We start from the raw sequence: 26245 nt of genomic DNA on the forward strand, positions 1-26245 counted from the left end.
TGCAGCATGCGCTGGCGAAGTGGGGTCATAGGAACCTCCTCCTATGACCACTCACCCTAAACGGCGGACCTTGCTGCGCTAACCACAACTCTCAGTCCGTCGCGCCAGCGACTTCGTTCAAACCGGCCGCTCGGACAAGTGATCTCTGGCCAAGTGACTCGTTACGGCTCTCTTGATAAGCACATTCCGCAACGCACTCCTTGAGCAAGGATTTGTATCGCCGAGTAGGCTGGCGCTCGATGGTCATTACGTCGCGCGTTGGTGAACAGCCAGCAAGGGCATCGCGAGTGCGCGCACCAAGTCATTCCACAAACCTGAAGGCCGTGAAACAGAAGGGGGCAAAAAGGGGGCAAATCTAGCAGTTCCGAGAATATTGCCTTGATGTTAAAACACTTAGCTTATTTTAGGAGAGGTCTGCCAAACCTTTATGCGCCGGTTCGATCCCGGCCCGCGCCTCCAGCTTTTTCCCAGTGAAACCAATCTTTCAAGCGAGTTAGGCTTCGCTTTTCGTCCTCGTTGGCTCCAATACGGCCAAAATAGGCCCGATTTGAGCGCAAAAGGGGGCAAAAAGAGGACAAAACTCTACGCCGATTTTGAACGGAAAAAGTCGGCTTTCACGACCTTACAAATCATGCCCCAATTCCTTCGGATAGAGTTTTCGCGAGGCCCAGATCGGATGCGATTCTCTTGGTAAAGGACATGCGGATTCCGTGCTTCGGCCGCAGGATGACCATTGGACGCGGTTCGATCGTCTGACCCGGTGTTAGCTGAAGGTCGTATCGCCTGAGCAGTTCGCTCAGAATCATGAGGATCTGCAGCATCGCGTAGTTTCCGCCGATACATCCACGCGGGCCGGCTCCGAAGGGTAGATGGGTAAAAGGCGTGTGCAGCTTTTCATTCGCTTTGCTGAACCGCGCCGGGTCGAAGCTCTCCGCATCAGGCCAGTACCGTTGCGCATGGTGCGTGCCGTGGACGAACACAATGACCATCGATCCTCGCGGTATGGCGAGATCTCCTACGTTGTCGTCGGCGACAGCCATGCGGTCGACCATCCAAAACGGTGGGTAAAGGCGGAGTGCCTCGAGAATCACCTGAGTAGCAAACTCGAACTTGGGTACGTCGCCAAAACTCAGCGGCGCATCGCTCAACACGGAATGAAACTCCTGCCGTACTCTTTCGAGGCAGTCCCGGTGCGTGCTTAGGAGATAGAGAACCCACGAGAGCGCATTGGAAGAGGTTTCATGGCCGGCAACCAGAAGTTGCATGCTTTCGCTCAGGACAAGTTCGTCACTCATGCCTTCGCCGTCGCTATACCGGGCATCCATCAGGATCTGCAGCAGGTCGTGGCCGGGCTCCTGGTTGCGGCGAACCCGGATGTATTCCAGCAGAACGCCATCTGCGCGGACGCGCATCTCTTCATGCTTGCGCAGTTCACCCGCGATGGCAAACCAGGGGTTGAGGTATGGTCGAATGGTTTGCTGAACAATGAATTCCTGGACCGTCGAGATGGTACGACTGACCAGATCGATGTCCTCCTCCTTCAGCCGAGTGCCAAACAGTGATTTGGCGACCATCGAGAAGGTCATTTTCATCAATTGCGGGTAGATATCTACGGGGCCGAGACTAACGTGCCTGTCGAATTCCCCCAGTGATTCAGTGAGAGAGTCCTGCATGATCGAAGAAAGGATCTCAAGCTGTTTTCGTTCGAAGCCCCTCTGGATAAGGCGCCGCTGCGTGCGCCAGGCATCTCCGTGGGTGGTCAGAAGACCTTTGCCCAGGAAGTGGCCCATCCGTTTTACTTGAATCTCGGATTTTTGGTAATTCTCCGCATTGGTCTTCAATACATGCTGGATGACGGCGGGGTCGGTTGTAACTATCGCTTCTTTAAGTCCGCCCAGATAGAACCGGAACGTGGCGCCAAGGCCATCCGTGTACTTGGTCAGAATCTGCACGGGATTGCGGGCCATGGCCCGCGAATCGGCGAAGGAGCGAAATCGGGAAACAGCGGGTATCGGCGCGGGCAACTTCACACCCCGCTACACATATGCTTGCTTAGAACCGTTCGGAATCTCATGTGGTCAGCCTGAAGCGGTAGGGTAGCCATAGGTAAGGGAGTATTCGCTCAAAATTAGAATTCGTTTCCCAATTGCTTTAAAAGTAGCAGATGATGGCGGATTGCCCGGGTCATGGTGGGATGCTGCCGATAAGGGACGCCAAACTCTTCAGCCGTCTCCCTCACAATCCGGGTGAGCGAATCATAGTGGGTGTGGCAAACGAATGGGCACAGGTGATGGACGATGTGATGGTTGAGCCCGCCAACGAGCCAACCTACGACCGGGTTATCGGTCGCATAATCGGCTGTTGTGGCGAAGATGTGATAGACGCCATTGTCAAACTCGCTGCGATCCGACGGAAAGTAGGTGCTGTCAATAGTGTGCGTTGTTTGGAATACCAGCGATACCGTCAAACCAATGATCAAATGGACCAGCAGGAAGGCCCCAACGACCAGAAGCAGCGACTTCCCGAGGACGAACACCGGCAAAATCAGCATGTAGGCGAGGTAGAAAGCCTTGCCCGCAAAGAGGATGCAGTATTCTCGCGCCGGATGTCTGGTGCGCTTCAGATAATCGTGAGACGGGAAGAAGAAACTCTCAAAGTCTCTAACGAAAACGTAGTCGAGTGAGAACATCGCGTAAAAGAACAACGCGTAGATGTGTTGGAACCGGTGATAGCTCGCGCGGGGTTCATGAGGCGTAAACCGAAAGATGCCGCGTCCCGTAAGCGCATCGTCTTCACCGTGGAGATTGATGCAGGAGTGGTGCCCTCGATGATGGAGAATCCGCCACATGTACGAGCTGATTCCGCAAACATCGAAAACATAGTTCAGGGTTTTGTTTACGGAGGGCACAGACGAGATAGCGTTGTGGTTGCTGTCGTGGGCAATGTTCAGCAAAAGAAATGTCTGGGCAAGACCGCTAATAACGTAGAGGGCCAAGAATTTCCATGAATCCGGCTTCAGCGCGTAGAGAGCAATCCAGCTGCCCAACAGCATTGCCAGACCCACTGATATTTTGACCCACATCGAGCGGTCGGCTTTGGGAGAAATGCTCTGGTCGGCAAAGAACTTGTCGAGTCGGCGGCGTAAGACTTTCGGGAAGGAAGACGCACTTGCTGCATCGCCTGCGGGCTCCCGCGGCGAGACCTCCGATGTTACAAGATCATCGATATCCAGCTGAAGATTGATCACCGCTTCGGTTCCGGACGCCAAGGGCACCTTCAGAATCATGTCAAACTGACCGGCTCAACCCGGCCAATAGCACTCTGTAGCTAGGATACCAGCGGATCTGTTGCCCCGCCGCAGGCGTCGAAAGTGATACTAGCGTGAAGATTTATGGAGAATCAAGAAAATTCGCTCCAGTCGGATCTGGCCTGGGGCGCCTCGTTCCTGGAAAGGAAGATGCGTTACATTGCTTCCTGGCTCTGCTAACATGAATCGATCCATCGTATAGAACGAGGATGCTTCGAGTGGCGCGTCAGACGCCTGGTCGTGGTCCTGCAATATTTCGCCGCCCCAGCCAATTCTCGCCGAAACTCGATTTCGGCACTTGAGACTCAGACGAATTTCACCTCCAGGGGGATGGGGAGTAGCAGGACGTTCCGCGCTTCTTTCGCACTTGATGTTTCAATCCCATCTTGGAGGGTAATTCGGATCAATTATGGCGTCGATTCTGGACCAACTGGATAGGCTAGGGGAGGAGCAACCTCACAAGCTTCTTTATTCGTACATTGACCTGAACGGCAATCCGATCGAATGCTACTCGTACGCGTCGTTCATCAATCGGACGAAGTCGATCGCCTCGCACTTGATGAACGATGGTCATTTCGCGGCAGAGGACCGACTTCTGCTGGCCTACCCTCCGGGGCTCGAGATGATCTGCGCATTTTTTGGTTGCGTGCGCGCCGGCTTGATCCCCGTGCCTGTTTATCCCCCCAGTTCTCGTGGCTTCCAGAGCGCGCTGTACAAAATGGTCCACATCGCCAAGGATTGTCAGGCGGCCGGGGTATTGACGAGCAAGGACTACCACGCATCTCTGAAGACGAATCTCACTCGAAGTGGAGTCTCGGCGTCCGGAGTGGACGTCGATTACATTTCGGCCCTTCCGTGGATCGTCACTGAAGAATTAGTAGAAGCGATTTCGGCCGAACGTTCTGTCAATCTTTCGAAAATATTGTTTCTCCAGTACACCTCGGGCTCCACGATGGAACCCAAGGGTGTAATGGTGACGCATGAAAACATCCTGCACACCTATCCGCTCGTGATCGACCATCCCGACCCGGTAGTCGTGTCCTGGCTTCCGCAGTATCACGATATGGGGCTGATTGGCTGCTACCTCTATCCCGCGCTTAGAGGGGGCACAACACATGGCTTCGCTCCAACGGACTTCATTCAGCGGCCGGTCCTCTGGTTCGACGCGATCAACACCTATCAGGCAACTGCGACGGCGGCGCCCAACTTCGCATACGACTATTGCCTGCGCGCAGGGAGGCTCTCCAAGGAGAGCCTGGAAGGTTGCGATCTAAGTTCGCTCAAGGTCTTGATGTGCGCTGCGGAACCCGTAAAACCAGATACATACACACGGTTTCTGGAGGCGTTTCAGCCCTACGGACTCAAGTCGGAGAGCTTTTATGCCGCCTTCGGCCTGGCCGAGAATACTCTGGCGGTTTCAATCGGCGGCCGTAATATCGTTTCGGTCAACAAGCGAGCTCTCGCACTGGGGAAGGCCCGCATGACGACTGAGGTTTCCGAAATCGACGCTGCCACCCGGATTGTCAGCTGTGGAACTCCGCTCCCGAGTATGGACGTTCGAATCGTGGATCCGGATCAGCACGTCGCCCTTGAGCCCGGCCATATCGGTGAAATTTGGATTGCCGGAAGCGGAAAATGTCTAGGCTACTGGAATAATCCCGAATTGACGCTGAAGCAGTTTCGCGCGCGCCTCGTGGACGATAGCCCCTACGATGATGGCTACCTCCGGACCGGCGATATGGGATTCTTCCACGACGGAGAGCTCTTCGTGTGCGGCCGCATCAAGGACATGATTATCCTTCGCGGACAGAATTATTACCCTCAGGATATCGAGAATGCTGTGGAGAGAGGGTCGGGCCTGATCCGACACAATTGTGTCGCCGCGTTCCAGATTCACGAAGACAGCGAGCCTGCGCTGGCAATCGTGGCCGAAGTGAAAAACCCAAAGGCGCTTCCAGACGCGCGCAAGATTGCCGCCGCGGTCCGGAACTATCTCAATGTCGAAGTGGCGCTAATCTCCTTCATAGCGCCTCGTGCGATACCGAGAACCAGTTCGGGCAAGATCATGCGCCACAAGACCAAGCAGATGTGGCTTGATGGCGAATTTACCGTTCTTTCTGAGTTTTCCCGGGAGAAGGATACCGGATGCTCTGAATCCGATTCTGAGATGCAGTCGACGTTCGACGAAATGAAAGCCAGGTACAACCTGACAGGCACAGAATCGTACAACCTGGTCGAGGCAGGGCTGGATTCACTGGATCTTGTCGTTTTCATGCACGAACTCAAAGAACGGTTGAAGGATAAAGGCGCCGAGATGCTGGCCAGGCAGGTCGATATCAGTGTGATTCAGCGTGTCAGCGTCGCCGAACTCTTTCGACTGGCCGAGCAGTTGGAGCGTGCTCCCGAAGAAGCGCTGGTTGAGTTGCGGCACTCGCTGGCCGCCTTCCGTGAAGAGCTGCGCGCCGCGGAAATGGAGATGATGAGCAACGACAAGAAGCTCATTTTCGCACCTGCAAAACCTGCGCCATTGCCCGTGATACCAGAAATGAATCATGTGCTCCTGACAGGCGGTACCGGCTTCATCGGACCGTTCTTCATGAAGAGTTTGCTGGAACAGACGCAAGCAAAGATCTATGTTCTCGTCCGGTCTTCTGATGAAGTGCAGGGACGGCAAAGACTGAGAGCGGCGATGGAATCGATGGGGCCATGCCCGGCCGGGCTAATGCAGATGTTCGAGGCTCGCGTGATTCCTATTTGCGGCGATCTCGGATTGCCACAGTTGGGCCTCACGCAGGACGTCTGGGATTTCCTGACCAATAAACTGGATACGGTTTTTCACAATGGCGCGACTGTGAACTACCTGTTCAACTACGACCGCATGCGCGACGCGAACGTGATGGGAACAAACGAGGTCTTGAGACTGGCGTTCGAGGGACGGTCGAAGGAATTCAATTACATCTCGACAACCTTCGTGTTTGGCTGGGCCGTTAAGAGCGTCTTGTATGAGACCGATTTCAACAAGAAGATGGAGCTTCTCGATTTTGGCTACAGCCAGTCAAAATGGGTAGCGGAACAGGTGGTTGCAGATGCGCGCAGTCGAGGGCTTTCTACGCGTATCTTCCGGCCCGCACTCGTAAGTCCCTCCGTGACTGGAGGGGGAAACAACTTCGATATTGCGGTTCGCCTGGTTGCATTCATGGTCAATCACGGCGTTGGAGTCGATGCCCTAAACCAGGTCAGTTTCGTTCCCGCCGACATTGTGGCGAACAATATCGTCGCGATTTCGGCCTCTCCTGGCACGCAAAACAAGACCTACCATGTGGTGCGGGACGATTATGCGAACATGCTGGATATTACCGGGCTCATTACCAAGTCGACCGGGCGGCAATTCGAAATATTCAGCGTTAAGGATTTCGTTCCTGAATTGATCCGGAGATGTCGCAAGGAAGATCTGCTCTTTCCACTGCTTGATTTTCTGGTGGGCTCCGTCGATAACATCACCGCGATGGAGTTCAAACGCTATGACAGCTCCTGCTATCAACAAGCTCGGGACGCCTCGGTGCGAGGAATAGCCGATCCTTCGCTCGAGGATACGGTCAACGGCATTCTGAAATTCATGTACCGTAAGGGGGTCGTCTCGGTCGCGGTTCGTGAGGTCAGCGCTGCGTCATCGCCCGCCGTGCCTGTCGCCTGCACAGATGCATAATCCTTTACTGCCTTTTGAACACCAGCTTCTCAGTGACACGCTGACCGGATTCCAACGTGCCCATGTCGATCTGCGTCATTTGCTTCCCATCGTCGGAAACCACCCACCTGTCCTTTTCCGCCAGTTGATCGTCGCGCCGGTAAAATGAATCCACCGTGTGAGAATCGACAAGTTGAAGCACCACGGTATCGTTGCGCGAGTTCTTCAGATCGTACTGCTTTCCGTCAAAACGGGCGGTGTAGCTGAAATCGCCGGAAAAGCGAACCCCTCCGTTTCCGTCCGGCTCGATCTTGAGCACCAACCCTTGGCGCAAACGTGTCTTGCTGAGGTCCTGCGTCCATTCACCGGCAAGTGGATCTTTGGATGCCTTCGCGCGCCCGCTTCGCGTCCAAACGGAGATCTGGTCGGGATTTCCTTTGCTCGCAGTTGTAATTGTCAGCTCGTCCCAGTCATTGGAAAGTTTCTCGCGAATCGTCGCCACGACTGCTCCGTCCTTTTTCTCCTTGACCTCGGCTTCCCTCTTATTGATTCTGTGGAGTTCGACTTGATTAAATGCCGGATTTCCCGATACGGGCGTGTCGTGCCCGTTCGACTTGGCTGTGAAATCGAAGTGGGTGTCGCCTGACATGATTACGTGCACTCCATCATGAAGAGCCGTGACGGAGAGTTTATTGGGCGGATTCATGGCAGATTGCGCAGAGATAAGCGTCCAAAAGCCAATGCGCGGGTCTGCGGTCCCGGGTTGAATGGCGGCAAGAAGTGTGAGCAACGCGAATCTAAGAATTGAGCCTCCTAAGGCGACGGAACCAATCTAGCAGATTCAAAGGAGGAGGACGATGTCCCTTACCTTGCAACGATTTTGGATGAAATCATGAGCTTCATGCGCGTGCGCCGTTTCTGGGTGGCCGGTTTAGTCCTTATAGCGGTCCTGGCGCTACTTCCATTCTCTTTTCACGCCGAGCGCCATTTGGAAACGGCAACTCGTGTCGAGGGTAGCGAAGCGGAAACCGTCCGGCAGGAGTTGATAAGCCGTTTTCGTTCGCCATTCGTGGATCGCGTGGTCCTTGTGATTCAGGGCCTCCCGCCCGCGGATTCGGAGGAAGGCGAGCAGGCGTTAGCAGCCATCGTGGCGGGAATGAGAGACGAACCCGGCGTGTCAGGGGTCGTTTCTTATCTCCAATTGCGCGACCCGATTTTCCTGGGTAAGGGAGGCGGGACGTTTGTTTTAGTGGGCCTCGCGTCGACCGACGTACCGGTAGAGTCGCTCGTTCCAAAGCTTCACGAACGAGCCAACGCTCTCGCGAATAACCTGCGTGGCCGTTACCCGGACGTAAAGCTGGAACTTACGGGCGAGCTTCCGCTGAATTTTGACATTCGGAAAGCGAGTGCCGACGACGTGCGGCGCGGCGAGAGTCTCGTGATTCCCGCGACCCTCGGACTTTTGCTGCTGGCCTTTGGAAGCATGGTCGCCTCCCTGATTCCCTTGGCCGTTGGCCAACTTGCCATCGCGACCACTCTGGCGATTACCGGGTTGCTGGCCGAGCGCTTCCACCTGTCCATCTTGGTTCAGAATTTGGCGACCATGCTTGGGCTGGGTTTGGGGATTGACTATGCGCTGCTTATGGTCAGCCGCTTCCGCGAGGCGATATGCGCCGGTCATGACGGACCCGCAGCCTCGGAGATTGCGGCACGCCAGGCCGGTCGTACACTTCTGATTTCAGCCTCAACTGTCGCCATCGGATTTCTAGCCCTCTTGACGGTTCCGATTAGCGAAATCCGTTCGATTGGCGTCGCTGGATTCCTGGTGGCGGGAATCAGTGTATTGCTGACAAATGTTCTCGTTCCGGCGCTGCTGGCTTGGCTCGGTCCGCGGATTGATGGTGGCCGGATGCCTTTCGCTCCAAAGTTGGATGCGTATCGGTCTGCGCGCACGGGAGTTCGCTGGAGACGATGGGGAAGGGTGATTGTTGCCCATCCCTGGTTTGCCCTCCTTCTCGCGGCCACCCCCTTGCTTCTGCTCGCCTGGCAGGCCACGCGGCTCGATACGAGGGTCCCCAAAGGTAACTGGCTTCCAGAGTCGGCGGAATCGGTCCAGGCGCTTCACACCCTTGAAAAAATGGACAGGGCTGGCGTTGTTTATTCGATGCGCATCATTCTCGAACTGCCAGGCGATTCTATTGCGCAAACTGACGCGGGATGGAACATCCTCGATCGTCTCTCAAAGCAACTCGCCAGCGACCCTCGCAGCGCCCGTGTCATTTCCATCACAACAATCGCAGAGGGCAACCGATCGAACCTCACTGACCTGTCGCGGGAGACGCACCGAACATTTCTGAGTAGTGATGGACGGGCAGCGCTGCTTGAAGTGTTACCCACAGATTCGGTTTCTCTGCGCGGTCAGGTTGACTGGGTGCGCGAGCTCCGCAAGACTGGTGCGTTTGCTCTCACCGGAGTGCCTGGCGCAACTCTAAAAATTGGAGGCATCCCGGCACTTGATGCCGATTACCAGACAATTGTCTCGAACCGATTTGTCCCGGTCACGGCGATGGTGGTAGTGGGGACCCTCGTTGCACTTCTGGCCGGCTTCCGATCGCTCTTTGCCGCTGTAAAAGCGATTGCACTGAACCTGCTCTCGGTTGCGTCCTCCTTTGGAGCATTGGTCCTGGTTTTTCAAGACGGACACGGAAGCAAACTCCTGGGAGTCCATGGGGTAACAGGAAGCGTGTTTCCCCTCGTTCCCATCGTCACCTTTGCGATCGTTTTCGGATTAAGCATGGATTACGAAGTTTTTCTGGTAGCGCGGGTTCTGGAAGCCAGGAAGAGCGGGATGAGTGAAGCGGATGCAATCCCCGAGGGGTTGGCTCGTACTGCGGGTTTGATTACGAGCGCCGCCGCGATCATGATCGTGGTATTCGCCGCATTTACTTTCGGAAACTTCCTCGTCGTCAAGATGATTGGATTTACGCTTGCCGTCGCAGTGGCCATTGATGCAACCCTGGTGCGAATTGTGATCGGCCCCGCGCTCCTGCGTCTTGCAGGCGATTGGAACTGGTGGCCTGGAGGGCTCGGCACGGCACGCAGGCCGTCGCGTTGACGAGCGGCGAATGATCCATTTCATTACGACTGGCCAACAAATTCCACCATTGCCCTCTCGATCTATACATAAGAGCAAGAAACGCGGGTTCAGTGCCGAACTCGTCGCCCTTTGCGCGGCGCCGCACAGAACGGCGACCGTCCGGTCTCGAGGAAATCGACCGCCGGCGAGCACGGCCCGTAAACTCGGCTGTGCGGTTCTCACACCGACCATGGAACGCCGGCATCAACTCGGTTCACTCAGCTCCCGGTTTCACGCACTAGAATGCCCCTATGAACTTGGAAGCAATTCAATCCGCCCTGCGCGACGCCGGCCACGACGGCTGGCTCTTCTACGACCACCACCACCGCGACCCCATCGGCGAGCGCATCCTCGGCCTCGACCCCAAAGCCCACATCACCCGCCGCTGGTATTACTTCATCCCCGCCACCGGCGAGCCGCGCAAGCTGGTGCACCGCATCGAGCAGGGCCGCCTCGACATGCTTCCAGGGTCTAAGGGACTCTACTCAAGCTGGCAGGAGTTGGCCCTCGGCCTCAGGGCCATGCTCGGCGGAGCCAAACGCATCGTCATGCAGTACTCGCCCAACAACGCCATCATGTATGTCTCCATGGTCGACGCCGGCACCATCGAATTCCTGCGCAGCCTCGGCAAAGAAATCGTGAGTTCCGCGGACCTCGTCAGCCAGTTCGAAGCCGTGCTCAGCGAAGCGCAAATCGCTAGCCACACCGTCGCCCAACAAGCAATCGATGCCATCCTCGAAGAAGCCTGGCGAGAAATCAGCCGCCGCCTTCGCCCCTCCAAAGGCAAACACGGCAAAGTCACCGAGTTCGACATGGTGCAGTGGCTTTCGGAAGGCATGCGGCGCGCCAATCTCGTCTGGGAAAATGGCCCCAACGTCAGCGTCAACGCCAACTGCTCCGACTCGCACTACGAACCCACTGCCGATCACACCTCCGACATCAAGGAAAGCGACTTCCTGCTCATCGATATCTGGGGACGCCTCGACAATGCTGACGCCATCTTCTACGACATCACCTGGACCGGCGTCGTCGGCCGCGAGCCCACCGAGCGCGAACAACACGTCTTCGAAACCGTCCGCAATGCCCGCGACGCCGCCATCGCCACCGTCGAAATAGCTTTCGCTGAAGGCCGCTCTATCTGCGGTTTCGAAGCCGATGACGCTGCCCGTGCCGTCATCCGTTCCGCGGGTTTCGCCGACTACTTCACTCACCGCACCGGCCACAACATCGCCCACGAAATCCACGGCCCCGGCGCGCACCTCGACAACCTCGAAACCCACGACATCCGCCGGATTCTGCCCAACACCTGCTTCTCCGTCGAACCCGGCATCTACCTCCCCGAGTTCGGCGTCCGCAGCGAAATCGACATGCTCACCGCCCCCAATAAAGCCTGGGTAACCGGCAAAATCCAGCGCGAGTTAGTGCGAATCTAGAGTTGGTTAAGTACCTCGTTCAGTTGGCGATCATGAATGTGCGCGAGCGATATTTGCGCTACGGCCGCACCAATCAGGGCACAAAACATGTCGCTCTGGGTATCCCATGGGTCGCCCTGAGTTCCAAGAAACGCATCTGCGCCGCTTCCTTCAGGCAACGCCACACCCCACTCCAGCAACTCGTAGCAAGCGCTGATTGCGACGCAGATACACATCACGAGAAACACGCGCCACCACGGGCCAGATACGATACGGCGGCGGATCAATATCTCTCGCGCCACGATGGCGGGGACGAAGCCCTGGGCAAGATGGCCGAGCTTGTCGTAATCATTCCGCTCCAACCGAAAGTGGTCGCGAACCCAATTGAAGAGCGGAACGCGGGCATAGGTGTAGTGGCCGCCCACCAGGAGGATACAGCCGTGCAGAGCGATCAGGAGATAAGCCAGATTGGTCAATCGGAACCGCCTGTAAGTGGCCACGAGTATCACAATCGCAATCAGGGCCGGGAACGATTCCAGCCACCATGTCGTGCGATCGTAAGCGCCCACCCAAGACCACACGATGACCATTGCCACACAAATCAGGAGACAAAGCGGCCACACGAATTCACGTCGCCCGCGGGACTCTTCTGGAAGCATGCTCTTGCTTCTATATTCAGGACTGCGTTGTGTCAACAATCATGATCAACGGACACCGCACCGTGATCCTGATGGTCGAGAACGCCGGCATCATCCCGACCGGAAGCTAGGCCGTCAGGCTCCATCTGCTCCCTGACCCCTGAACCCTGACCCCTGTCTCGTGCGTTATAGTCAGAAAGGAATGGCAGAAGCTGAAAACAAGAACGCCCCTGCGCCCAAAAGCGCGCAAGGCGGGTTCGTCTTTCTCCCCCTGATTGCAGGCTGGCTCATCCCCGGCGCCGGGCATTTTCTCCTGCGCAAGTGGGGACGCGGCGCATTGCTGGCCATCTCCATCGTCTGCATGTTTGTCCTGGGCCTCGCCATGCAGGGCCGCCTCTACGCCAACGCACACGACATTCTTGAGATTCTCGGCTTCGTCGGCGATCTCGGCAGCGGCCTTCTGTATATCGTTGGCCGCATCATGGGCCTCGGCGCCGATTCCGTTCAGCTCACCGTCGCCGACTGGGGCACGCGCTTCATCGTAGTCGCCGGCTTGCTCAACGTCATCGCCGCGGTCGACGCGCACAACATCCGCACCGGGAGGAAGCTCTAATGTTCAGCAACCCCTCCCACTTTACAGCTGTGCTGCTCTTCGCGACTTTCGCCTCGACGGTTTTCGGCATCACGCAGCGCGAAACCCCGCAGCGTATGCTGCGCTACGGCCTCTACTGCTGGTCGCTCTTCGTAGGCTCCGCCATCGTGCTCAGCTGGGTCATGTACCTGATCGCGCGATAAAGTCCCTAATCTTCCCGATCGCGCGTCCTGCACTCCACAGCTTCCTTGTGGATCAGATCGATTGCGTCGAATGCCCTGCCGAAGCCGTCTCCTGGACCGCCCACAGCGTTGCCGCGAAAGACATCAGGCTTGTTTTCGCATGCCCACAGAAGCCATTCCTTCATTGCTTCAAACTCATCATCGGTAAACTCGAAATAGCGATAGCTGAACGGACTCAAATTTTCAACGCCCGGACTCGAGTCCAATTGCCAAACGAAGGAGTCTACCGCAAGGTCGGGAGAATTTTGCGGATTCCGAAGCGTGAGAATGAGGATGCTCGGCAGGAAATAGGCGAACGCCGCTGGACTCAGATATGAGAAACCCCAGTGATGTTTTTCCCAATCTTCCTTGGTGATTTCACGCCAATCCCTGCCTTGGAACCACAGTCCATCCTCGACATCCGAGTCGATCTGCAGCCGTCCTTCCATCACAACGGCTTCGGCAGGAATCTTACGATGCGCAAATGCCTGTTCAATTTTCCCGATGAGTTCTGCCGCACTAGGGCTCTCGCGCATAGACCCTCAACTCGCGTTGTCCCGCTCCCAAACCGCCGCATCGAAGATGTGCGTGCAATCGTATCCCTCGCTTTTGTAGAGTTCGATCGCATTCGCGTTGGCTTCCGTCACCGTCAGCGAAATCTCGCTCACGCCCTGCCGCACAAAATGCGCCGCCGCCACCGACAGCAGGATGCGCGCCAGCCCTTGCCGACGAAAGCTCGGATGCACGCACAGCTGCGTGATATGTCCGCTTTGCGGACTTACCCGTGAACCTAGAACCAGTGCCGCCAGTTCATGGCTGCCCCGATCCACAACCACGTGCGATACCTGCGCAGAAAATACTCCGCATCCCGAGTAGCGCACAATGTTGTGCAGAAACCGCAACGATCCATGCACTGACCGGTATTGGTCGTTGATCAAGCTGTCTGGATGGCCGTTATACGCCATCGCAATCAGCCGCGCCGCCGCATTCAGGTCTTCGTCGCGCCACGGCCTCAGCTCCAACTCGGCCGGCAAATTCACCCGCGGACTGCTCCAGTGCCCGGCCAGCTGTTGCACCATGAAATGCCGCCGATAAATCTCGAATCCTGAATCGCGAAACATTCCTGCGTGCGTTCCCGAGGGATGCAGCAGCAGTTGCGATTCAATCCGGTCCACATTGGGCGAATTCAGCAGCGTCTCAAACAGATGCTTAAGCAGCGTCGATTCGATCTCGCGCGCTGGCTCCGCCGCAACCGCAGTCTCCGGATCCTGTCCCGGTAGCGCAAACACATCGCCGATCACCGCCTTGGTCTCTTCGTACACGCAGAAGGCGTAGCCCGTCACCTGTCCGGATTCAAGCGCCGCATAGCCGGGCAGCAAATGGTTGTCGAGGTACTGCATCAGCAGCCGCGCCGAAGCGCGATAATCCCAGTGCAGCCGCTTGCTCCACAGCTCCCCTTCGGCGTCGAGCACCGGTCGCAGCACCGGCGCGGCAAAATGTCGAAGATCCAGGATCTCGATAGTCACGCCAGCTGCCATGATTCCCTTGTTGGATGCGGCCGGATTTTCGGCCGGCGTCTGCAATACAAGTCAGAAAGACAACGCGCCACACAACCGCGCGCGCCGCCAACGGGCCTTGCGGTCACTTTGCCACGATTGACCGCTTCCCTGCAAGTTACAGAATGCTCGGATGTTGCTTTGGGAAGCCGGAAACTACCGCGCGCCGACCAGGTAAACCTCGAGACCCTGCTCCGGCCAGCTCAGAATTTCTTCATAATGGCGGCCTTCCAGGTATTCCTGCAGGGCCGCCGAGGTGTGCAGATCCATTCCGCGCCGCCCGGTCATGCGCGCCACCAGCAGATGTTCTTCGTCGGGTACGCCAGTGTCTTCATAATTCACCACTTCGCGATTGCGATAGAACGCCAGCCCGTACTCCACATCGCGCCGCACGCGAAAAACCGCAACCGTCTCATCCTGAGGCGCCAGCAGCGCAAGACGGTCAGCCAGGGCGCGCGCCGAATACGATTTGTCGAGCAGATGAATCGCCCGTTTGCTCGCTGCAATCGCCGGTATTCCGAAAAAGGGCCCCACCCCGTAAAGAAAGAACATGAGCACCACCAGCACACCGATGGTTGCAAGGCGCAGCCGGGCCACGCCGTATCCCTTCACCACCACCACGATCAGCAGCGCTGCTCCGGCCGAGGCCAGCAGCGCCACTGTCAGCGCGCGTCCCGGCGGCATCACCGGCCCATGCCCCACAAACCATGGCAGCAGGAAGGCGAACGTCGTCATCAATCCGCACACCCCGGCGTGCCCCACCAATTCCCAGCGATTCAAACCCGGTTGCCGGCGCCGGAAAAGATAATCGCCCGTAAGAATCGTGATCGGTGGGATGGAAGGCAAGATGTAGCCCGGCAGCTTCGAGTGCGAAAACGAAAAGAACACGATCGGGATAATTGCCCACAGCACCAGAAACTCAGGGAAAGCGTCCCCAATCCGATTCGGCACACGCCTTTTCGGATTCAGGCGCCGCAGCCTCCACTCCGCCACCGAGGTCTGCACACCGTCGATGAATGCCCGCATTGCAATCACGGTCCAGGGCATCACCGCCAGGAGCACTACAACAAGGTAGTACCAGAATGGCTGCTCGTGCTCGTAGCGATTGGTGGCAAACCGTTCCAGGTTGTGCTCCAGAAAGAACTCGCGGAAGAACGTCGGATTCTGGTGCTGCACCGCGATAAACCACGGCAGAGTGATGGCGAAGTAGAGCGCAATCCCGGGCCACCAAATCGACCGCTGCACGATGGACCACTCCTTGCGGAGAAATGCAAACGCGAAAACGATGATCATCGCGAGCAAAGGAGCTACCGGCCCCTTGGCCAGCGTAGCTACACCGGTAAAGAAGTAGATATCGAAGAGCCAGAACTTCGAGCCGGTCTCGTACCACGCGTACCAGCCGAGCAGCCCGATCGAGAGCGGCGCGGCCATCTGCATGTCGGTCGAGGCGCCGCGCGAAAACCCGATAATCCCCGCGCAGGCCACCGTGATCAGCGCCGCGTCCAGGTGCCCCCCGGGGCGGAATCGGCGCATGTGCAGATAGATCAGCGCCACCATGATGAAGGCGAAGCTTGCCGAGGGCAGACGCGCGCTCCAGTCATGCACCCCGAACTCCTGAAACACAAACATCGCCCGCCAGTAGTAGAGCGCTGGCTTCTCCAGCCACGGATGTCCGTAGAGGTAGGGTGTCACGCAGGCGCTCAGCCGGTTCTCGAGCGTGTGTGCCGCGTCAAAGCGCACCAGCATCTCATGCGCAATCTGTGCATACCGCGGCTCGTCCGCACCCACAAGACCCAGGCCATCACCGCCCAGCAGCGGGACCACTCCATAGAGAATGAAGAAGGCGCTGAAGACCACAAAGACCGCGGCCTCGCAGGTTTCCGCCCACGTCGGCAGGCGCAGGCGTCGGCCTTCGGGTGAATCCGGTGCAACTCGGTCCAGCTGAATCTCCACGTCGAGCGATTCTCCAGGCCGGTGTTCCAGCGGCTCCGCGGTTACTGCGTCCCGGAGCGGCTCTGAACCAGCCACCGGCCTACCCCGGGGGTTGGGGATCCCCACTGGCCGGGCAATCTAGTACACACCTTGAATCAAGGCAATCCGCAGAATTTACTCCGCGTTTCAGACAAAAGCTAGGCTAACAGATTCGTACCGGTTCTCAACCCCGCTCCGCGGCCAAGCGCACCACTTCAGGATGCTCGCAATATCCATGCGCTCACTCCACGCGAGCTTTCTGCCGCTTGCGCGATCGATCCATCAACTCCTCGATCCGCGCCTGAAAGCGCCCCGACCGGTCCGCCAGAAATGTGAGGTCCGGAACATGGCGCACGCCCATTCGCTCCTTTATCTCGAACTTGATATACCCCTTGGCCGCCTCAAGCCCTGCAATCGTGTCCACTTCGGCTTTGGCAATGTCCGCGACGGCATTATCGACAGCGACATACACGGACGCTGACTTGCCGCCCGGGTTCAGCACTACCTCGGTCACATAGCAGAACGCAATCCGCGGATCCGAGAGCTCGCCCTCGAGCATCGCGCCAATCTCTTCGCGCAGCGTTTCCGCCACCCGGTCCTGATGGTGCTTCCGTCCCCTGTGCTCCGGCATCGACTGCTCCTCCTCCAGTGGCTCGACGTAAACCAATCAGGATAGCAGAGCAGTGCCCTGTCACCCTTCCGGAGGTAGTGTCCTAATAGTGCGTTGCCGATCACGCGGTTTCATGCCCTTTACCTGTGCGAGAGCGAAAGCCAACGAAACCACACTTCCGGACGGGTCATGTCTGAATTGTGCGTTGACAATGATTAGTTGATACGAATGCGATCTAAGGTGCATTCCCGCGCTGAGCCATCGAATCTGACGATGAAATGTTGGAAGAATCCGTTCATTCCCAGCAATGCAGCCAGTGGCAGGTTTTCTTTGAATCCCGCTTGAATCGGAATGGGGCCGCCGAATGTATACAACGTGATGTCATGAACCCACGTCTCCTCGGGTCCTCCGATTCCATTTAGCACTTCGCGTTCTCCAGCTTTTAAGTCCAAGCCAATTGCGGCCGCAAAGTTCGCATGAAAAAGGCAGCGTCCTGCGCCAGAGTCAATGACGGCCTTCGATTCGCTTTGTGCGCGGTGCATTTGATGTCGAAAGAGCTATTTGTACAGGCAAGATTGCCGCGTACATATACGCTCCCCGATTATCAGGATAGATTCGATATTGGACTGTTAAAGGCAAGCTCTTAGCTTAGACCGAAAACGGAGACCAAGAAGGCGGCGTCTTCAAAATCAGCACATCCGGTTCCCCGGTAGCATCTGCTTTAGCAGACACTTCCGCGTAGTCGCTTCCCACGGCGACAATGCGCGATTCGTCTTCTGAGAGCGCAACCCAGGAGTTCATAGGGGCCGCTTGGAGCGCTTTCAGGCGGGCAGCTGATTCAGGAGACATTGGGAACCCCTCGCGTTCGTTAGACGTATAGGTATACGCAAAGGATTCCATAACGTCAATTAGCAGGAAGATTACCTATCGACCAGACGTAACTCTCAATCCCGGCCTCCATTGCAGAAGTGACCCGCAAGGTCCCGGCAAAAACTGAAGTACGCAAACCATAGAGAATAAGCGGCTTCGAGGTGCTCCCATCTCTTACTTAACGCATTGCTCAAGCGGGTCATGCTGAGCGCATACAAGTGAGTTTGTCGCGGAGTGGCATGTCCTAACGATAGAAGCATCATTCGCGGAAAGCAGGCGTTTGCTGTTTTCGATCGACGCACTTTTAAGACACTGCTTTCCAGACGTGGGGCAGGTGGTACCGTTGTTCCGCGGAGGAATCATGCCTGGATTTATCGGCTGCAAACCTGGACTGGTCCTTGGATTCGTCGCTTGCCTCGCGCAATTTTCGGTGGCTCAAAACGCCTCTGAAAGCAAAGCCCTGGTCGAGAAGCACATTCAGCACGTGACCTCCGGCCTCATGGGTGGCGTGATCTTGAGAGGTGACGAGCATGCAACCCACGCGCTTGCGGACCGCATGAAGGAACTCAACGTGCCCGGCGTCAGCATCGCCGTCCTCCACAACGGCAAAATCGAATGGGCCCGCGGATTCGGCGTGCGCAGCGTCAACGGCCCTCCCGTAAACGCAGAGACCCTTTTCCAGGCAGGTTCGATCAGCAAACCGCTTGCCGCGTTGGCGTGTCTGCGCCTCGTGCAGCAAGGCAAGCTCTCTCTCGACGCCGACGTGAATACCTATCTGACGAGTTGGAAATTCCCCAGCGATCCCATCGCAGCCGGAAAGCCCATCACTCTGCGCGAACTGTTGACCCACACCGCCGGCACCACCGTCCATGGCTTTCCCGGATATGCCAGCACCGAGGCTGTCCCGACGCTGGTGCAGGTCCTCAACGGCGAAAAGCCAGCCAACACTCCCGCCATCCGCAGCGAAGCGCCTCCGGGAACCCGCTGGAACTACTCCGGCGGCGGCTACACCATCATGCAGCAGGTGCTCCTCGACGTTACCCATGAGCCATTTCCCCAACTGCTTCACAGTTCCGTGCTCGCGCCGATCGGCATGAAGCACAGCACCTACGAACAGCCCCTGCCCGAATCCATGCGCGGGAACGCCGCCGTTCCATATCGCGGCGACGGGAAACCGGTCGACGGAGGCGCACACACCTACCCCGAGATGGCCGCCGCGGGTCTGTGGACCACCCCGAGCGACCTCGCGCTCTACGCCATCGAAGTCGAAAAGTCCCTCACGGGCAAGGCCAACCACGTCGTCTCGGTAGACATGACGCGCCAGATGCTGACGCCGGGCATGGGCCACTGGGGACTCGGTCTCGAAATCGGCGGTTCCGATGCCGACCCTTACTTCTCCCATGGAGGTGCGAACGAGGGCTTCCGCAACAACTTTGCCGCCTACGAGAAAAACGGCGAAGGCGCATTCGTGATGACCAACGGCGACAACGGCGCTCAGATCGCCGATGAACTCATGCGCAGCGTTGCCGCCGAATATCATTGGCCCGACTTTCAGCCCACGGTCCGCACCGCCATTCAGGTTGATCCCAAGGTCCTCGATCAATACACAGGCACCTACGCTTTGTTCAAAGGCTTCGATCTCGTCATTACTCTTGAGAATGGTCAACTGATGACCCAGGCCACGGGACAGGGCAAATTCCCGGTCTATGCCGAAACGCAAACAAAGTTCTTTCCACTTGTCATCCCCGCCGAAATCGAATTCGTCAAGGACGACCAGGGCAAAGTGTCCTCCCTGGTTCTCCATCAAAACGACCACGACATGAAAGCACCAAGGAAATAGATCCCCCTGACGCTGCATCGCTCCGCAACACCACACCGCCGCTTGGTCAGCGAGCCACTCTCACCACTGCAACCGCAGCAGCGACGTAGCCTGTCGCGGCAGTTCCATCTCGACGATCACCTCGCCCTGGTCGACGTCGAGCCATCGCGGAGACGTCAGCAACTCCAGTTGCCCGGCCTGGCGCAGTCGCACGTACTGCTCCGCCGTCGGCGCTTGCGGCGAACCCGTCTCCTTCCACACCGTATAAGCGTTGCTGTGCGTGTCATCGATCCGATAGTGCTCCAGCAGCACGCGCTTCACTCCCGCTGGAATTCCCGCGATTGTCACCTGCACCGTTGCCGGCGCCGCCGGAAGATCGTCATCGTGATAGTTCCACACCATCACGGCGGCTTGGCGCGCACCCTTGGTTGCAAAAGCATCGACGTCCGGCGCTTGCCTGACTCCGGATTTCACCATGTCGCCGAGCGGAATTCGCCCTGTGCTGTCGGTCTCCACCCGATCGCCTGACATCAGGCCCACCATCCGAAAGACATTCAAAATCGGCTTGTCGATGCCATTGGTCGCGAGAGTGCGAAATCCCTCGAAGTAATCTTTGCCTTCAAACTCGAACGACCACGACAGCATCCCTGTCAAATTCACTCCCGACTGGTCCCCGAGATCCAACAGCGCCTTCATGGCGACTGCCGTATAGGACCCATAGAGCGGCCCATTGCGGTAGGCATTTGCCGGGTTGGTCTTCACCGAACAGGCCGCGCAGCCTTCAGGATCGGCCTCGCTCAAAATGATGGGAAGATGCCTGAATCGCGAGTACTTCGCCACGATCCCCATTCCCGTTTGCGCCGCCCTCAGTTCATCGGCCAGGCCCATGCGCACGTGTCCGTCCACCGTTTCCGGGTGCCCCTTGGGATGGAACGAAATGAAATCCAATGGCACCGCCTTGCCGTCAGCCGCACTGCGGCCGCTGAGGCAATGATTCAGAAATGCTTCCAAAAACTCGATGGATTTCTCCGAGCCGGGGCCGGTGGTCGCCGGGCCACCCACTCTCGCACCGGGCAACGCAGCGCGAACCCCGGCAACCGCGTAGTCATAGAGCCTGAAATACTCCACCTGCGAACCGTGCCAATACACAATGTCCGGCTCGTTCCACACTTCGAAGTACCACGTGCTCACCCTGTCGCGGCCGTAGCGTTCCACAAGGTGCTCGGTGAACTTCCGCACCAGCTCGCCCCACATCGCGTAATCCTTCGGAGGGTTGTTCGATGCGCCCGCCATCGTGGGCCGCGGATAATGCACCTGGTACTCATTCATTCCGGGAACTTCCGCTGCCAGATCCTTCGGCATGAATCCCAGCTCCACAAACGGCCGCACCCCGGCCCGCTGATACTCGTCAAACGTCTGGTCCGTAATGGTGAAGTCGTAGACAGGCTTTCCGTGGGCATCGAGTGAAAACACATTCGAAGACGACCACTTCAGCTCCGCGACGCCGTTCCCCGACGTCAGCAGATGATGCGCCCGAATGTAGACCGGTTCCGGGCTCAGATCATGCAACTCGCGCAAGAGTTGCTTGCCGTATTGCATGGTCGTATAGTTCGACTCGTCGTAGCCGAACCACCGGTAGATCGGCGTGTAGGGCCCAAGAGATTTCCCGAGACCAACGCGAACGTTGACCGATGCCGGTGCACCTGTCTGTGCGTGGCCCTGGATACAGGCTCCGCCGGTCAGAAGAACTGCCGCCAACGTCACTCCATCAATCCATCGCCCCATCAACAGTCACCCGCACTCGATCATGCCGAATACCCGCTACTCTTGACAAATCGCCGAGGCATAACTATATTATGCCTATGTCGATTAGGCCTAAAGATGGAATGCCTCCCGGCGCGCTCCCCATGCTCATCCTGCGCGTCCTTCAATCGAGTTCTCTGCACGGCTACGCCATCGCCCAGCGCATTCACTTGCTTTCCAGCGAAGTCCTTGCCGTCGAAGAAGGCCTGCTCTACCCCACACTCCAGAAAATGCTCGTCAAGGGCTGGGTCACCGCCGAGTGGGGCATCTCTGAAACCAACCGCAAAGTCCGCTTCTATCGGCTCACCCCCGCAGGCCGTGCACATTTGAAAGCCGAACTCGCCGGCTACGATCGCGTCACCCAGGCCATCCAGGACATTCTGCGCACCGCATAGGAGGGTTTCCCCATGAGCGAGCTTTGGCGCCGCATTCTCTATCTCCTCAACCGCCGCCGTCTCGACGCCGAACTCGAGGCCGACATGGAGTTTCACCGCGAGATGGCCGCCCGCTCCGGCCGCAACAACTTTGGCAACACCCTCCGCATGCGCGAGCAGTCCCGCGAAGCCTGGGGCTGGACCTGGCTCGATCGCCTCTTCCAGGACTTGCGCTATGGCGTGCGCATCCTCGCCCGCGCTCCGGGATTCACCCTGATGGCCGTGCTCATTCTCGCCATCGGTATCGGCGTCAATGTCTCGGCATTCAGCTTTTTCAATATGGTCGCTCTTAAGCCGCTCCCCGTGCGCGATCCCGCAAGCATCGTCCGCCTCGAGCGCCGCTCGCTCGACCAGTACACCAGCGAGATGGCCTACCCGTCGTTCCTCTTCTACCAGCAGCACGCGCGAACTCTCTCCGCGGCAATCGCCGTGCTCGGCGTCCCTCCCATGCAGATCGACGACGACAACCAACTCACCGGCGCCTCTTTCCTCACGCCCAACTACTTCACTGAACTCGGCACCCATGCAGCATACGGACGCCTCTTCGAGCCCTCGCTCGATACCTCGCCTTCCGCGCCGCCCGCCGTCGTCCTCAGCTACGAACTCTGGCAGAACCGCTTCTCCGGCGATCCCAATATCATTGGCCGCGTCATTCACATCAACAAGCGAGCCGCCACTGTCATTGGCGTCACTCCCCACGCCCTCGCAAGTCTCGGCGGTCAGCATCCGGAACTCTGGATGCCGATTGCCCAGCAGCCCTACTTCATCGAAGGCAGCAAAGCCCTCACCGACTGGAACGACTCCACCGTCCGCATGTGGGGACGCCTCGCGCCCGGCGTCAGCGCCAAAGCCGCCGAACAGGAACTGCGCACGCTCACCAACCAACTCCGCAAACAACACCCCGAAGCCGTCTGGGACAACGAATTCATCCAGAGCTCGCCCGGCGGTCACCTGCAGATCATGCAGCCTGAAATGTATCGCGTCGCCGCCATGGTAGCCGTGCTCACGCTGCTCATCCTCGCCGTCGCCTGCGCCAATCTCGGCGGCCTCATGCTTGCGCGTGCCGTCGCGCGCCAGCACGAAATCGGCATCCGCATCGCCATCGGCGCCGGCCGCGCGCGCATCCTGCGTCAGCTCCTTACCGAAAGCCTGCTCCTCTCTTCTCTTGGATCGATCGCCGGCCTCGGTCTCGGCTGTCTCGTCATCCGTCTGCTGCTCAACTCTGCCAACGCGCCGCGTTGGTTGACCGCCACACCCGATTGGCGCGTTCTGGCATTCACGGCCGTTGCAACGGTCCTCGCCGCCGCCTTCTTCGGTCTTGCGCCGGCACTACAGGTTGCGAGACAGCGCCAGCATAAAACCATCGTGCGCCAGGTGCTGGTCGCCGCACAGGTCGCCGCAAGCTGCATACTTCTCATCGTTGCTGCGTTGCTGCTCCGCGCCACGCAACACGCCCTCTACACCGACCCCGGTTTCGGCTACCAGCAGTTGATCTCCGTCGATGCGCAGTTGGGCAAGCACGGCTACACCCCGGCAGCCGCTCGATCCTATCTTGACCAGATGCAGAATCGCCTCCGCTCCGTTCCCGGCGTCAGCGCAGTTTCGCTGGTCAAGCTTCCGCCCCTCGGCCACACCGTGTCCAACAGCCGCACAGAGATCAACGGCCGCGTTGTCACCATATATCCCAACTGGGTCGATCCCGGCTTCTTCGCTGCCATGGGGATTCCGCTCAAAACAGGTCGCACCTTCTTCTCCGGCGAGAAGCACGCCGTCATCGTCAGCGAGTCCTTTGCCCGCCGGCAGTGGCCCGGTCAGAACCCGCTCGGCCAGCAGATCGGTGACGGAAAAACAAAAGGCACCGTCGTCGGCGTTGCCGGCGATGCGCACATCAATGCCCTCAACGATGACGATGCGGCCGAACAATACTGGCCCGCTCAGCCGGACGACATGCCCGGCATGGTCGTCATCGTGCGTGCCGCCGGCGAGCCCGGCTCACTCACACCCGCAATTAAGTCCATCAGCGAAGGCCTCGACCCCAAAGCCATGCCGGAGATTCGCCAGATCAAGCTCCTCTATCGCGAAAACGTCTCGCGTCTCGAAATGATCGCTTCCGCCGTCAGCGCCATCGGCCTCGCCGCAGTCTGCCTCGCCGGTATCGGCCTCATTGGACTCGTGGCCTTTACGGTCTCGCAGCGGACCAAGGAGATTGCCATCCGCGTTGCCCTCGGAGCCCGGCCATCTGCGGTGCTGGCTGCGGTTCTCCATCAATACGCATGGCCGGTCGCTCTCGGGATGCTTGCAGGCGGAATGCTTGCCGCATTCGCCTCGCGCGTTCTCCGCGTCGGCCTCTACGGTGTCAGCAACCTCGATCCCGCAAGCTACGCCCTGGCGCTCGGAGTGCTGCTTGCCATCGTGCTAGCAGCCGCACTGTTGCCAGCACGGCGCGCCCTGCGCCTCGATCTCGCGAAAACCCTGCACTACGAATAAGAACGAGTATGACGAATTCTGCCCCTGCCATTACAGCGTTATGCTGCCATCGGGATCAGTCATAAGCCGCCAGTCAGTACAGCGGAAACCCCCATCGCAAACCAGAGACCTGAATGTGTCTCGCGTCGTAATCAGACTCCTGTTTAGTAGTGCGCCCATGTCACAAACCAATGCTCGTCCGGTCGAGCTGATCGGATGATTAGACGTCCATCGGGCGTGAACTCGAACTTTCGAGGCAGGTCTTTACCTACAAGCAAGTCACGGGTAATAGACCCCCGCACATGGTGTGTCACCGTATGTGTGGCCTCGTCAACGTCAAAACTGCCAAATGACGCCTCGTACCCCTTCAGCACGTACTCGTTCGACAGAGCGTCCGCCGATCCTGGATACATCAGTTGAACGGACATGTGTCCGTCTTGCGTGTAGATCAGCATGCCTTCCGGTTGAGGGCCAGATGCCGACTTTCCATCGGGGCCGGGTGAATCGATATGGACGAGATGCCATGCGCCGATCAGCTTCTCTCGTGCGCTGTCCTTCTTGGCGATCTGTCCCGATGCGGCCAGGCTGACGGTCATCGCAACAAAGAGAGAGATTCCGCAGACGATTCTACGAGCGCCGTTCATCGACCCACCAACGACTGATGAAATGGTGAATACCGGGCACCTTCCACCTTGATGTTCGAGGAAGCCTCCTCAAGAGACAGTACTTCGTCGACCGTGAGTTCGATTGTCGCGCCACCCAAATTCTCTTCAAGACGCGATAGCTTCGTCGTGCCCGGGATTGGAACTATCCAAGGCTTCTTTGCGAGTAACCAGGCAAGCGCGACTTGAGCGGGCGTCGCGCCTTTCCTCACCGCGAACGCGGCAATGGCATCGACTAATGCCTGGTTGTTCTTGCGATTCTCGGCGCTGAAGCGTGGAACAGTGTTGCGGAAGTCGGTACTGTCGAACGTGGTGTTCGCGTCGATCTTTCCCGTCAAAAAACCTTTGCCAAGCGGGCTGAACGGCACAAAACCAATGCCAAGCTCCTCAAGCGTAGGCATCACCGTCTCTTCCGGCTCTCGAAAGAACAGCGAATATTCGCTCTGCAATGCCGCAACTGGCTGAACCGCATGAGCGCGACGAATAGTCTTCGCACCCGCCTCCGAGAGGCCAAAATGTTTAACCTTGCCTTCTTGGATAAGGTCCTTCACCGCACCCGCCACGTCTTCAATCGAAACATTGAGGTCGACGCGATGCTGGTAGTAGAGATCGATGGCCTCTACTTTGAGACGCTTGAGCGATTCTTCCGCGACCCGCTTGATGTGTTCGGGCCGACTGTTCAAAGCACTCCATTTGCCGCCGTCCTCAGGATTCGCCTCCCAACCAAATTTGGTCGCGATCACCACGCGGTCGCGATATGGGAAGAGTGCCTCGCCGATCAACTCTTCGTTCAACAGCGGACCGTACACCTCCGCGGTGTCGAAGAATGTGACGCCGCGCTCTACCGCCGCATGGAGCAGGAAAGTCATCTCCTGCTTCTCTTTCGGCGGCCCGTATGACCAACTCATACCCATGCAACCGAGTCCGATGGCCGATACTTCCAGACCGCTGTTTCCAAGCTTCCGTTTTTCCACGGCGCTCCTCCTGATTCTCACTGCGGACCTCAAATGCGCGTCCGGATCGATCCGTCCATCTCGAATAATAAAAGAGGCACGCACGGTCT

21 protein-coding genes are annotated in these 26245 nt (G+C 57.9%); 8 read left to right on the forward strand and 13 right to left on the reverse strand.

Annotation, left to right across the window (positions count from 1 at the left end; all coding sequences use genetic code 11):
• Window positions 1-629 precede the first annotated feature (629 nt).
• Together WCA10_RS13310 and WCA10_RS13315 are read right to left on the reverse strand one after the other, a co-directional pair.
• On the reverse strand, window positions 630-1967 hold the full coding sequence (locus WCA10_RS13310) for a cytochrome P450 (protein ID WP_472823016.1): 1338 nt from the start codon (window positions 1965-1967) through the stop codon (window positions 630-632).
• Window positions 1968-2128: 161 nt separating this feature from the next.
• The gene (locus WCA10_RS13315; RefSeq protein WP_472823017.1) at window positions 2129-3268 is read right to left on the reverse strand and encodes a fatty acid desaturase family protein; all 1140 of its coding nucleotides are present in this window, start codon (window positions 3266-3268) and stop codon (window positions 2129-2131) included.
• Window positions 3269-3716: 448 nt separating this feature from the next.
• Here WCA10_RS13315 and WCA10_RS13320 point away from each other — a divergent pair, with 448 nt between their 5' ends.
• Window positions 3717-7013 carry a thioester reductase domain-containing protein gene (locus WCA10_RS13320; protein WP_472823018.1) on the forward strand — a complete coding sequence of 1099 codons (3297 nt, stop codon included), beginning with the start codon at window positions 3717-3719 and terminating at the stop codon, window positions 7011-7013.
• Between the two features lie 4 nt (window positions 7014-7017).
• Here the strand turns inward: WCA10_RS13320 and WCA10_RS13325 are convergent, their stop codons facing one another.
• Window positions 7018-7698, reverse strand: a complete 681-nt coding sequence (locus WCA10_RS13325; protein WP_472823019.1) for a hypothetical protein — start codon at window positions 7696-7698, stop codon at window positions 7018-7020.
• A gap of 186 nt (window positions 7699-7884) precedes the next feature.
• Here WCA10_RS13325 and WCA10_RS13330 point away from each other — a divergent pair, with 186 nt between their 5' ends.
• Together WCA10_RS13330 and WCA10_RS13335 are read left to right on the forward strand one after the other, a co-directional pair.
• Window positions 7885-10107 (forward strand): MMPL family transporter, encoded by a 2223-nt coding sequence (locus WCA10_RS13330; RefSeq protein ID WP_472823020.1) that lies wholly within the window; start codon window positions 7885-7887, stop codon window positions 10105-10107.
• Window positions 10108-10379: 272 nt separating this feature from the next.
• Complete coding sequence (locus WCA10_RS13335) at window positions 10380-11561, forward strand: M24 family metallopeptidase (protein ID WP_472823021.1); 1182 nt, start codon at window positions 10380-10382, stop codon at window positions 11559-11561.
• Here the strand turns inward: WCA10_RS13335 and WCA10_RS13340 are convergent.
• On the reverse strand, window positions 11558-12199 hold the full coding sequence (locus WCA10_RS13340; RefSeq protein ID WP_472823022.1) for a DUF2238 domain-containing protein: 642 nt from the start codon (window positions 12197-12199) through the stop codon (window positions 11558-11560). The genes WCA10_RS13335 and WCA10_RS13340 overlap by 4 nt on opposite strands.
• A gap of 181 nt (window positions 12200-12380) precedes the next feature.
• Here WCA10_RS13340 and WCA10_RS13345 point away from each other — a divergent pair, with 181 nt between their 5' ends.
• Both WCA10_RS13345 and WCA10_RS13350 read left to right on the forward strand, forming a co-directional pair.
• On the forward strand, window positions 12381-12791 hold the full coding sequence (locus WCA10_RS13345; RefSeq protein WP_472823023.1) for a DUF6677 family protein: 411 nt from the start codon (window positions 12381-12383) through the stop codon (window positions 12789-12791).
• A complete protein-coding gene (locus WCA10_RS13350; protein WP_472823024.1) occupies window positions 12791-12973 on the forward strand; it encodes a hypothetical protein in 183 nt (60 codons plus the stop codon). Before WCA10_RS13345 ends, WCA10_RS13350 begins: the two co-directional genes overlap by 1 nt.
• 5 nt (window positions 12974-12978) lie before the next feature.
• On the opposite strand, the gene WCA10_RS13355 is transcribed toward WCA10_RS13350, so the two are convergent.
• The 6 genes from WCA10_RS13355 to WCA10_RS13380 form a co-directional block, all read right to left on the reverse strand.
• Complete coding sequence (locus tag WCA10_RS13355) at window positions 12979-13527, reverse strand: DUF6714 family protein (RefSeq protein WP_472823025.1); 549 nt, start codon at window positions 13525-13527, stop codon at window positions 12979-12981.
• A gap of 6 nt (window positions 13528-13533) precedes the next feature.
• A complete protein-coding gene (locus tag WCA10_RS13360; RefSeq protein ID WP_472823026.1) occupies window positions 13534-14529 on the reverse strand; it encodes a GNAT family N-acetyltransferase in 996 nt (331 codons plus the stop codon).
• Between the two features lie 174 nt (window positions 14530-14703).
• Window positions 14704-16575, reverse strand: a complete 1872-nt coding sequence (locus WCA10_RS13365; RefSeq protein ID WP_472823027.1) for an ArnT family glycosyltransferase — start codon at window positions 16573-16575, stop codon at window positions 14704-14706.
• Between the two features lie 184 nt (window positions 16576-16759).
• Window positions 16760-17149: a 30S ribosome-binding factor RbfA gene (gene rbfA / locus WCA10_RS13370; protein ID WP_472823028.1), complete on the reverse strand. Its 390-nt coding sequence runs from the start codon at window positions 17147-17149 to the stop codon at window positions 16760-16762.
• A 194-nt stretch (window positions 17150-17343) separates the two neighbouring features.
• A complete protein-coding gene (locus WCA10_RS13375; protein WP_472823029.1) occupies window positions 17344-17670 on the reverse strand; it encodes an aspartyl protease family protein in 327 nt (108 codons plus the stop codon).
• A 106-nt stretch (window positions 17671-17776) separates the two neighbouring features.
• Window positions 17777-17977, reverse strand: a complete 201-nt coding sequence (locus WCA10_RS13380; RefSeq protein ID WP_472823030.1) for a DUF5678 domain-containing protein — start codon at window positions 17975-17977, stop codon at window positions 17777-17779.
• Between the two features lie 382 nt (window positions 17978-18359).
• Between WCA10_RS13380 and WCA10_RS13385 the strand changes: the two genes are divergently transcribed.
• Window positions 18360-19838, forward strand: a complete 1479-nt coding sequence (locus WCA10_RS13385) for a serine hydrolase (protein ID WP_472823031.1) — start codon at window positions 18360-18362, stop codon at window positions 19836-19838.
• A 60-nt stretch (window positions 19839-19898) separates the two neighbouring features.
• Here WCA10_RS13385 and WCA10_RS13390 read toward each other — a convergent pair whose 3' ends face one another.
• The gene (locus tag WCA10_RS13390; protein WP_472823032.1) at window positions 19899-21602 is read right to left on the reverse strand and encodes a GH39 family glycosyl hydrolase; all 1704 of its coding nucleotides are present in this window, start codon (window positions 21600-21602) and stop codon (window positions 19899-19901) included.
• Window positions 21603-21673: 71 nt separating this feature from the next.
• Here WCA10_RS13390 and WCA10_RS13395 point away from each other — a divergent pair, with 71 nt between their 5' ends.
• Both WCA10_RS13395 and WCA10_RS13400 read left to right on the forward strand, forming a co-directional pair.
• A complete protein-coding gene (locus tag WCA10_RS13395; protein ID WP_472811839.1) occupies window positions 21674-22015 on the forward strand; it encodes a PadR family transcriptional regulator in 342 nt (113 codons plus the stop codon).
• A 12-nt stretch (window positions 22016-22027) separates the two neighbouring features.
• Window positions 22028-24541, forward strand: coding sequence for an ADOP family duplicated permease (locus tag WCA10_RS13400; RefSeq protein WP_472823033.1), 2514 nt, complete (start codon window positions 22028-22030; stop codon window positions 24539-24541).
• 143 nt (window positions 24542-24684) lie between these two features.
• Here WCA10_RS13400 and WCA10_RS13405 read toward each other — a convergent pair whose 3' ends face one another.
• Window positions 24685-25164 (reverse strand): lipocalin-like domain-containing protein, encoded by a 480-nt coding sequence (locus tag WCA10_RS13405; RefSeq protein ID WP_472823034.1) that lies wholly within the window; start codon window positions 25162-25164, stop codon window positions 24685-24687.
• Complete coding sequence (locus WCA10_RS13410; RefSeq protein WP_472823035.1) at window positions 25161-26156, reverse strand: aldo/keto reductase; 996 nt, start codon at window positions 26154-26156, stop codon at window positions 25161-25163. Before WCA10_RS13410 ends, WCA10_RS13405 begins: the two co-directional genes overlap by 4 nt.
• Window positions 26157-26245: the final 89 nt, after the last annotated feature.

It is taken from the genome of Occallatibacter sp. (genome assembly GCF_049582745.1).
GTDB lineage: Bacteria > Acidobacteriota > Terriglobia > Terriglobales > Acidobacteriaceae > Telmatobacter.

Coding starts and splice junctions, on each gene's coding strand:
- WCA10_RS13345 (WP_472823023.1), top strand. CDS start 12,381: ATGGCAGAAGCTGAAAACAAGAACGCCCCTGCGCCCAAAAGCGCGCAA.
- WCA10_RS13405 (WP_472823034.1), bottom strand. CDS start 25,164: ATGAACGGCGCTCGTAGAATCGTCTGCGGAATCTCTCTCTTTGTTGCG.
- WCA10_RS13390 (WP_472823032.1), bottom strand. CDS start 21,602: ATGGGGCGATGGATTGATGGAGTGACGTTGGCGGCAGTTCTTCTGACC.
- WCA10_RS13310 (WP_472823016.1), bottom strand. CDS start 1,967: ATGGCCCGCAATCCCGTGCAGATTCTGACCAAGTACACGGATGGCCTT.
- WCA10_RS13355 (WP_472823025.1), bottom strand. CDS start 13,527: ATGCGCGAGAGCCCTAGTGCGGCAGAACTCATCGGGAAAATTGAACAG.
- WCA10_RS13325 (WP_472823019.1), bottom strand. CDS start 7,698: ATGAATCCGCCCAATAAACTCTCCGTCACGGCTCTTCATGATGGAGTG.
- WCA10_RS13330 (WP_472823020.1), top strand. CDS start 7,885: ATGAGCTTCATGCGCGTGCGCCGTTTCTGGGTGGCCGGTTTAGTCCTT.
- WCA10_RS13400 (WP_472823033.1), top strand. CDS start 22,028: ATGAGCGAGCTTTGGCGCCGCATTCTCTATCTCCTCAACCGCCGCCGT.
- WCA10_RS13350 (WP_472823024.1), top strand. CDS start 12,791: ATGTTCAGCAACCCCTCCCACTTTACAGCTGTGCTGCTCTTCGCGACT.
- WCA10_RS13340 (WP_472823022.1), bottom strand. CDS start 12,199: ATGCTTCCAGAAGAGTCCCGCGGGCGACGTGAATTCGTGTGGCCGCTT.
- rbfA (WP_472823028.1), bottom strand. CDS start 17,149: ATGCCGGAGCACAGGGGACGGAAGCACCATCAGGACCGGGTGGCGGAA.
- WCA10_RS13335 (WP_472823021.1), top strand. CDS start 10,380: ATGAACTTGGAAGCAATTCAATCCGCCCTGCGCGACGCCGGCCACGAC.
- WCA10_RS13360 (WP_472823026.1), bottom strand. CDS start 14,529: ATGGCAGCTGGCGTGACTATCGAGATCCTGGATCTTCGACATTTTGCC.
- WCA10_RS13395 (WP_472811839.1), top strand. CDS start 21,674: ATGCCTATGTCGATTAGGCCTAAAGATGGAATGCCTCCCGGCGCGCTC.
- WCA10_RS13380 (WP_472823030.1), bottom strand. CDS start 17,977: ATGTCTCCTGAATCAGCTGCCCGCCTGAAAGCGCTCCAAGCGGCCCCT.
- WCA10_RS13385 (WP_472823031.1), top strand. CDS start 18,360: ATGCCTGGATTTATCGGCTGCAAACCTGGACTGGTCCTTGGATTCGTC.
- WCA10_RS13375 (WP_472823029.1), bottom strand. CDS start 17,670: ATGCACCGCGCACAAAGCGAATCGAAGGCCGTCATTGACTCTGGCGCA.
- WCA10_RS13320 (WP_472823018.1), top strand. CDS start 3,717: ATGGCGTCGATTCTGGACCAACTGGATAGGCTAGGGGAGGAGCAACCT.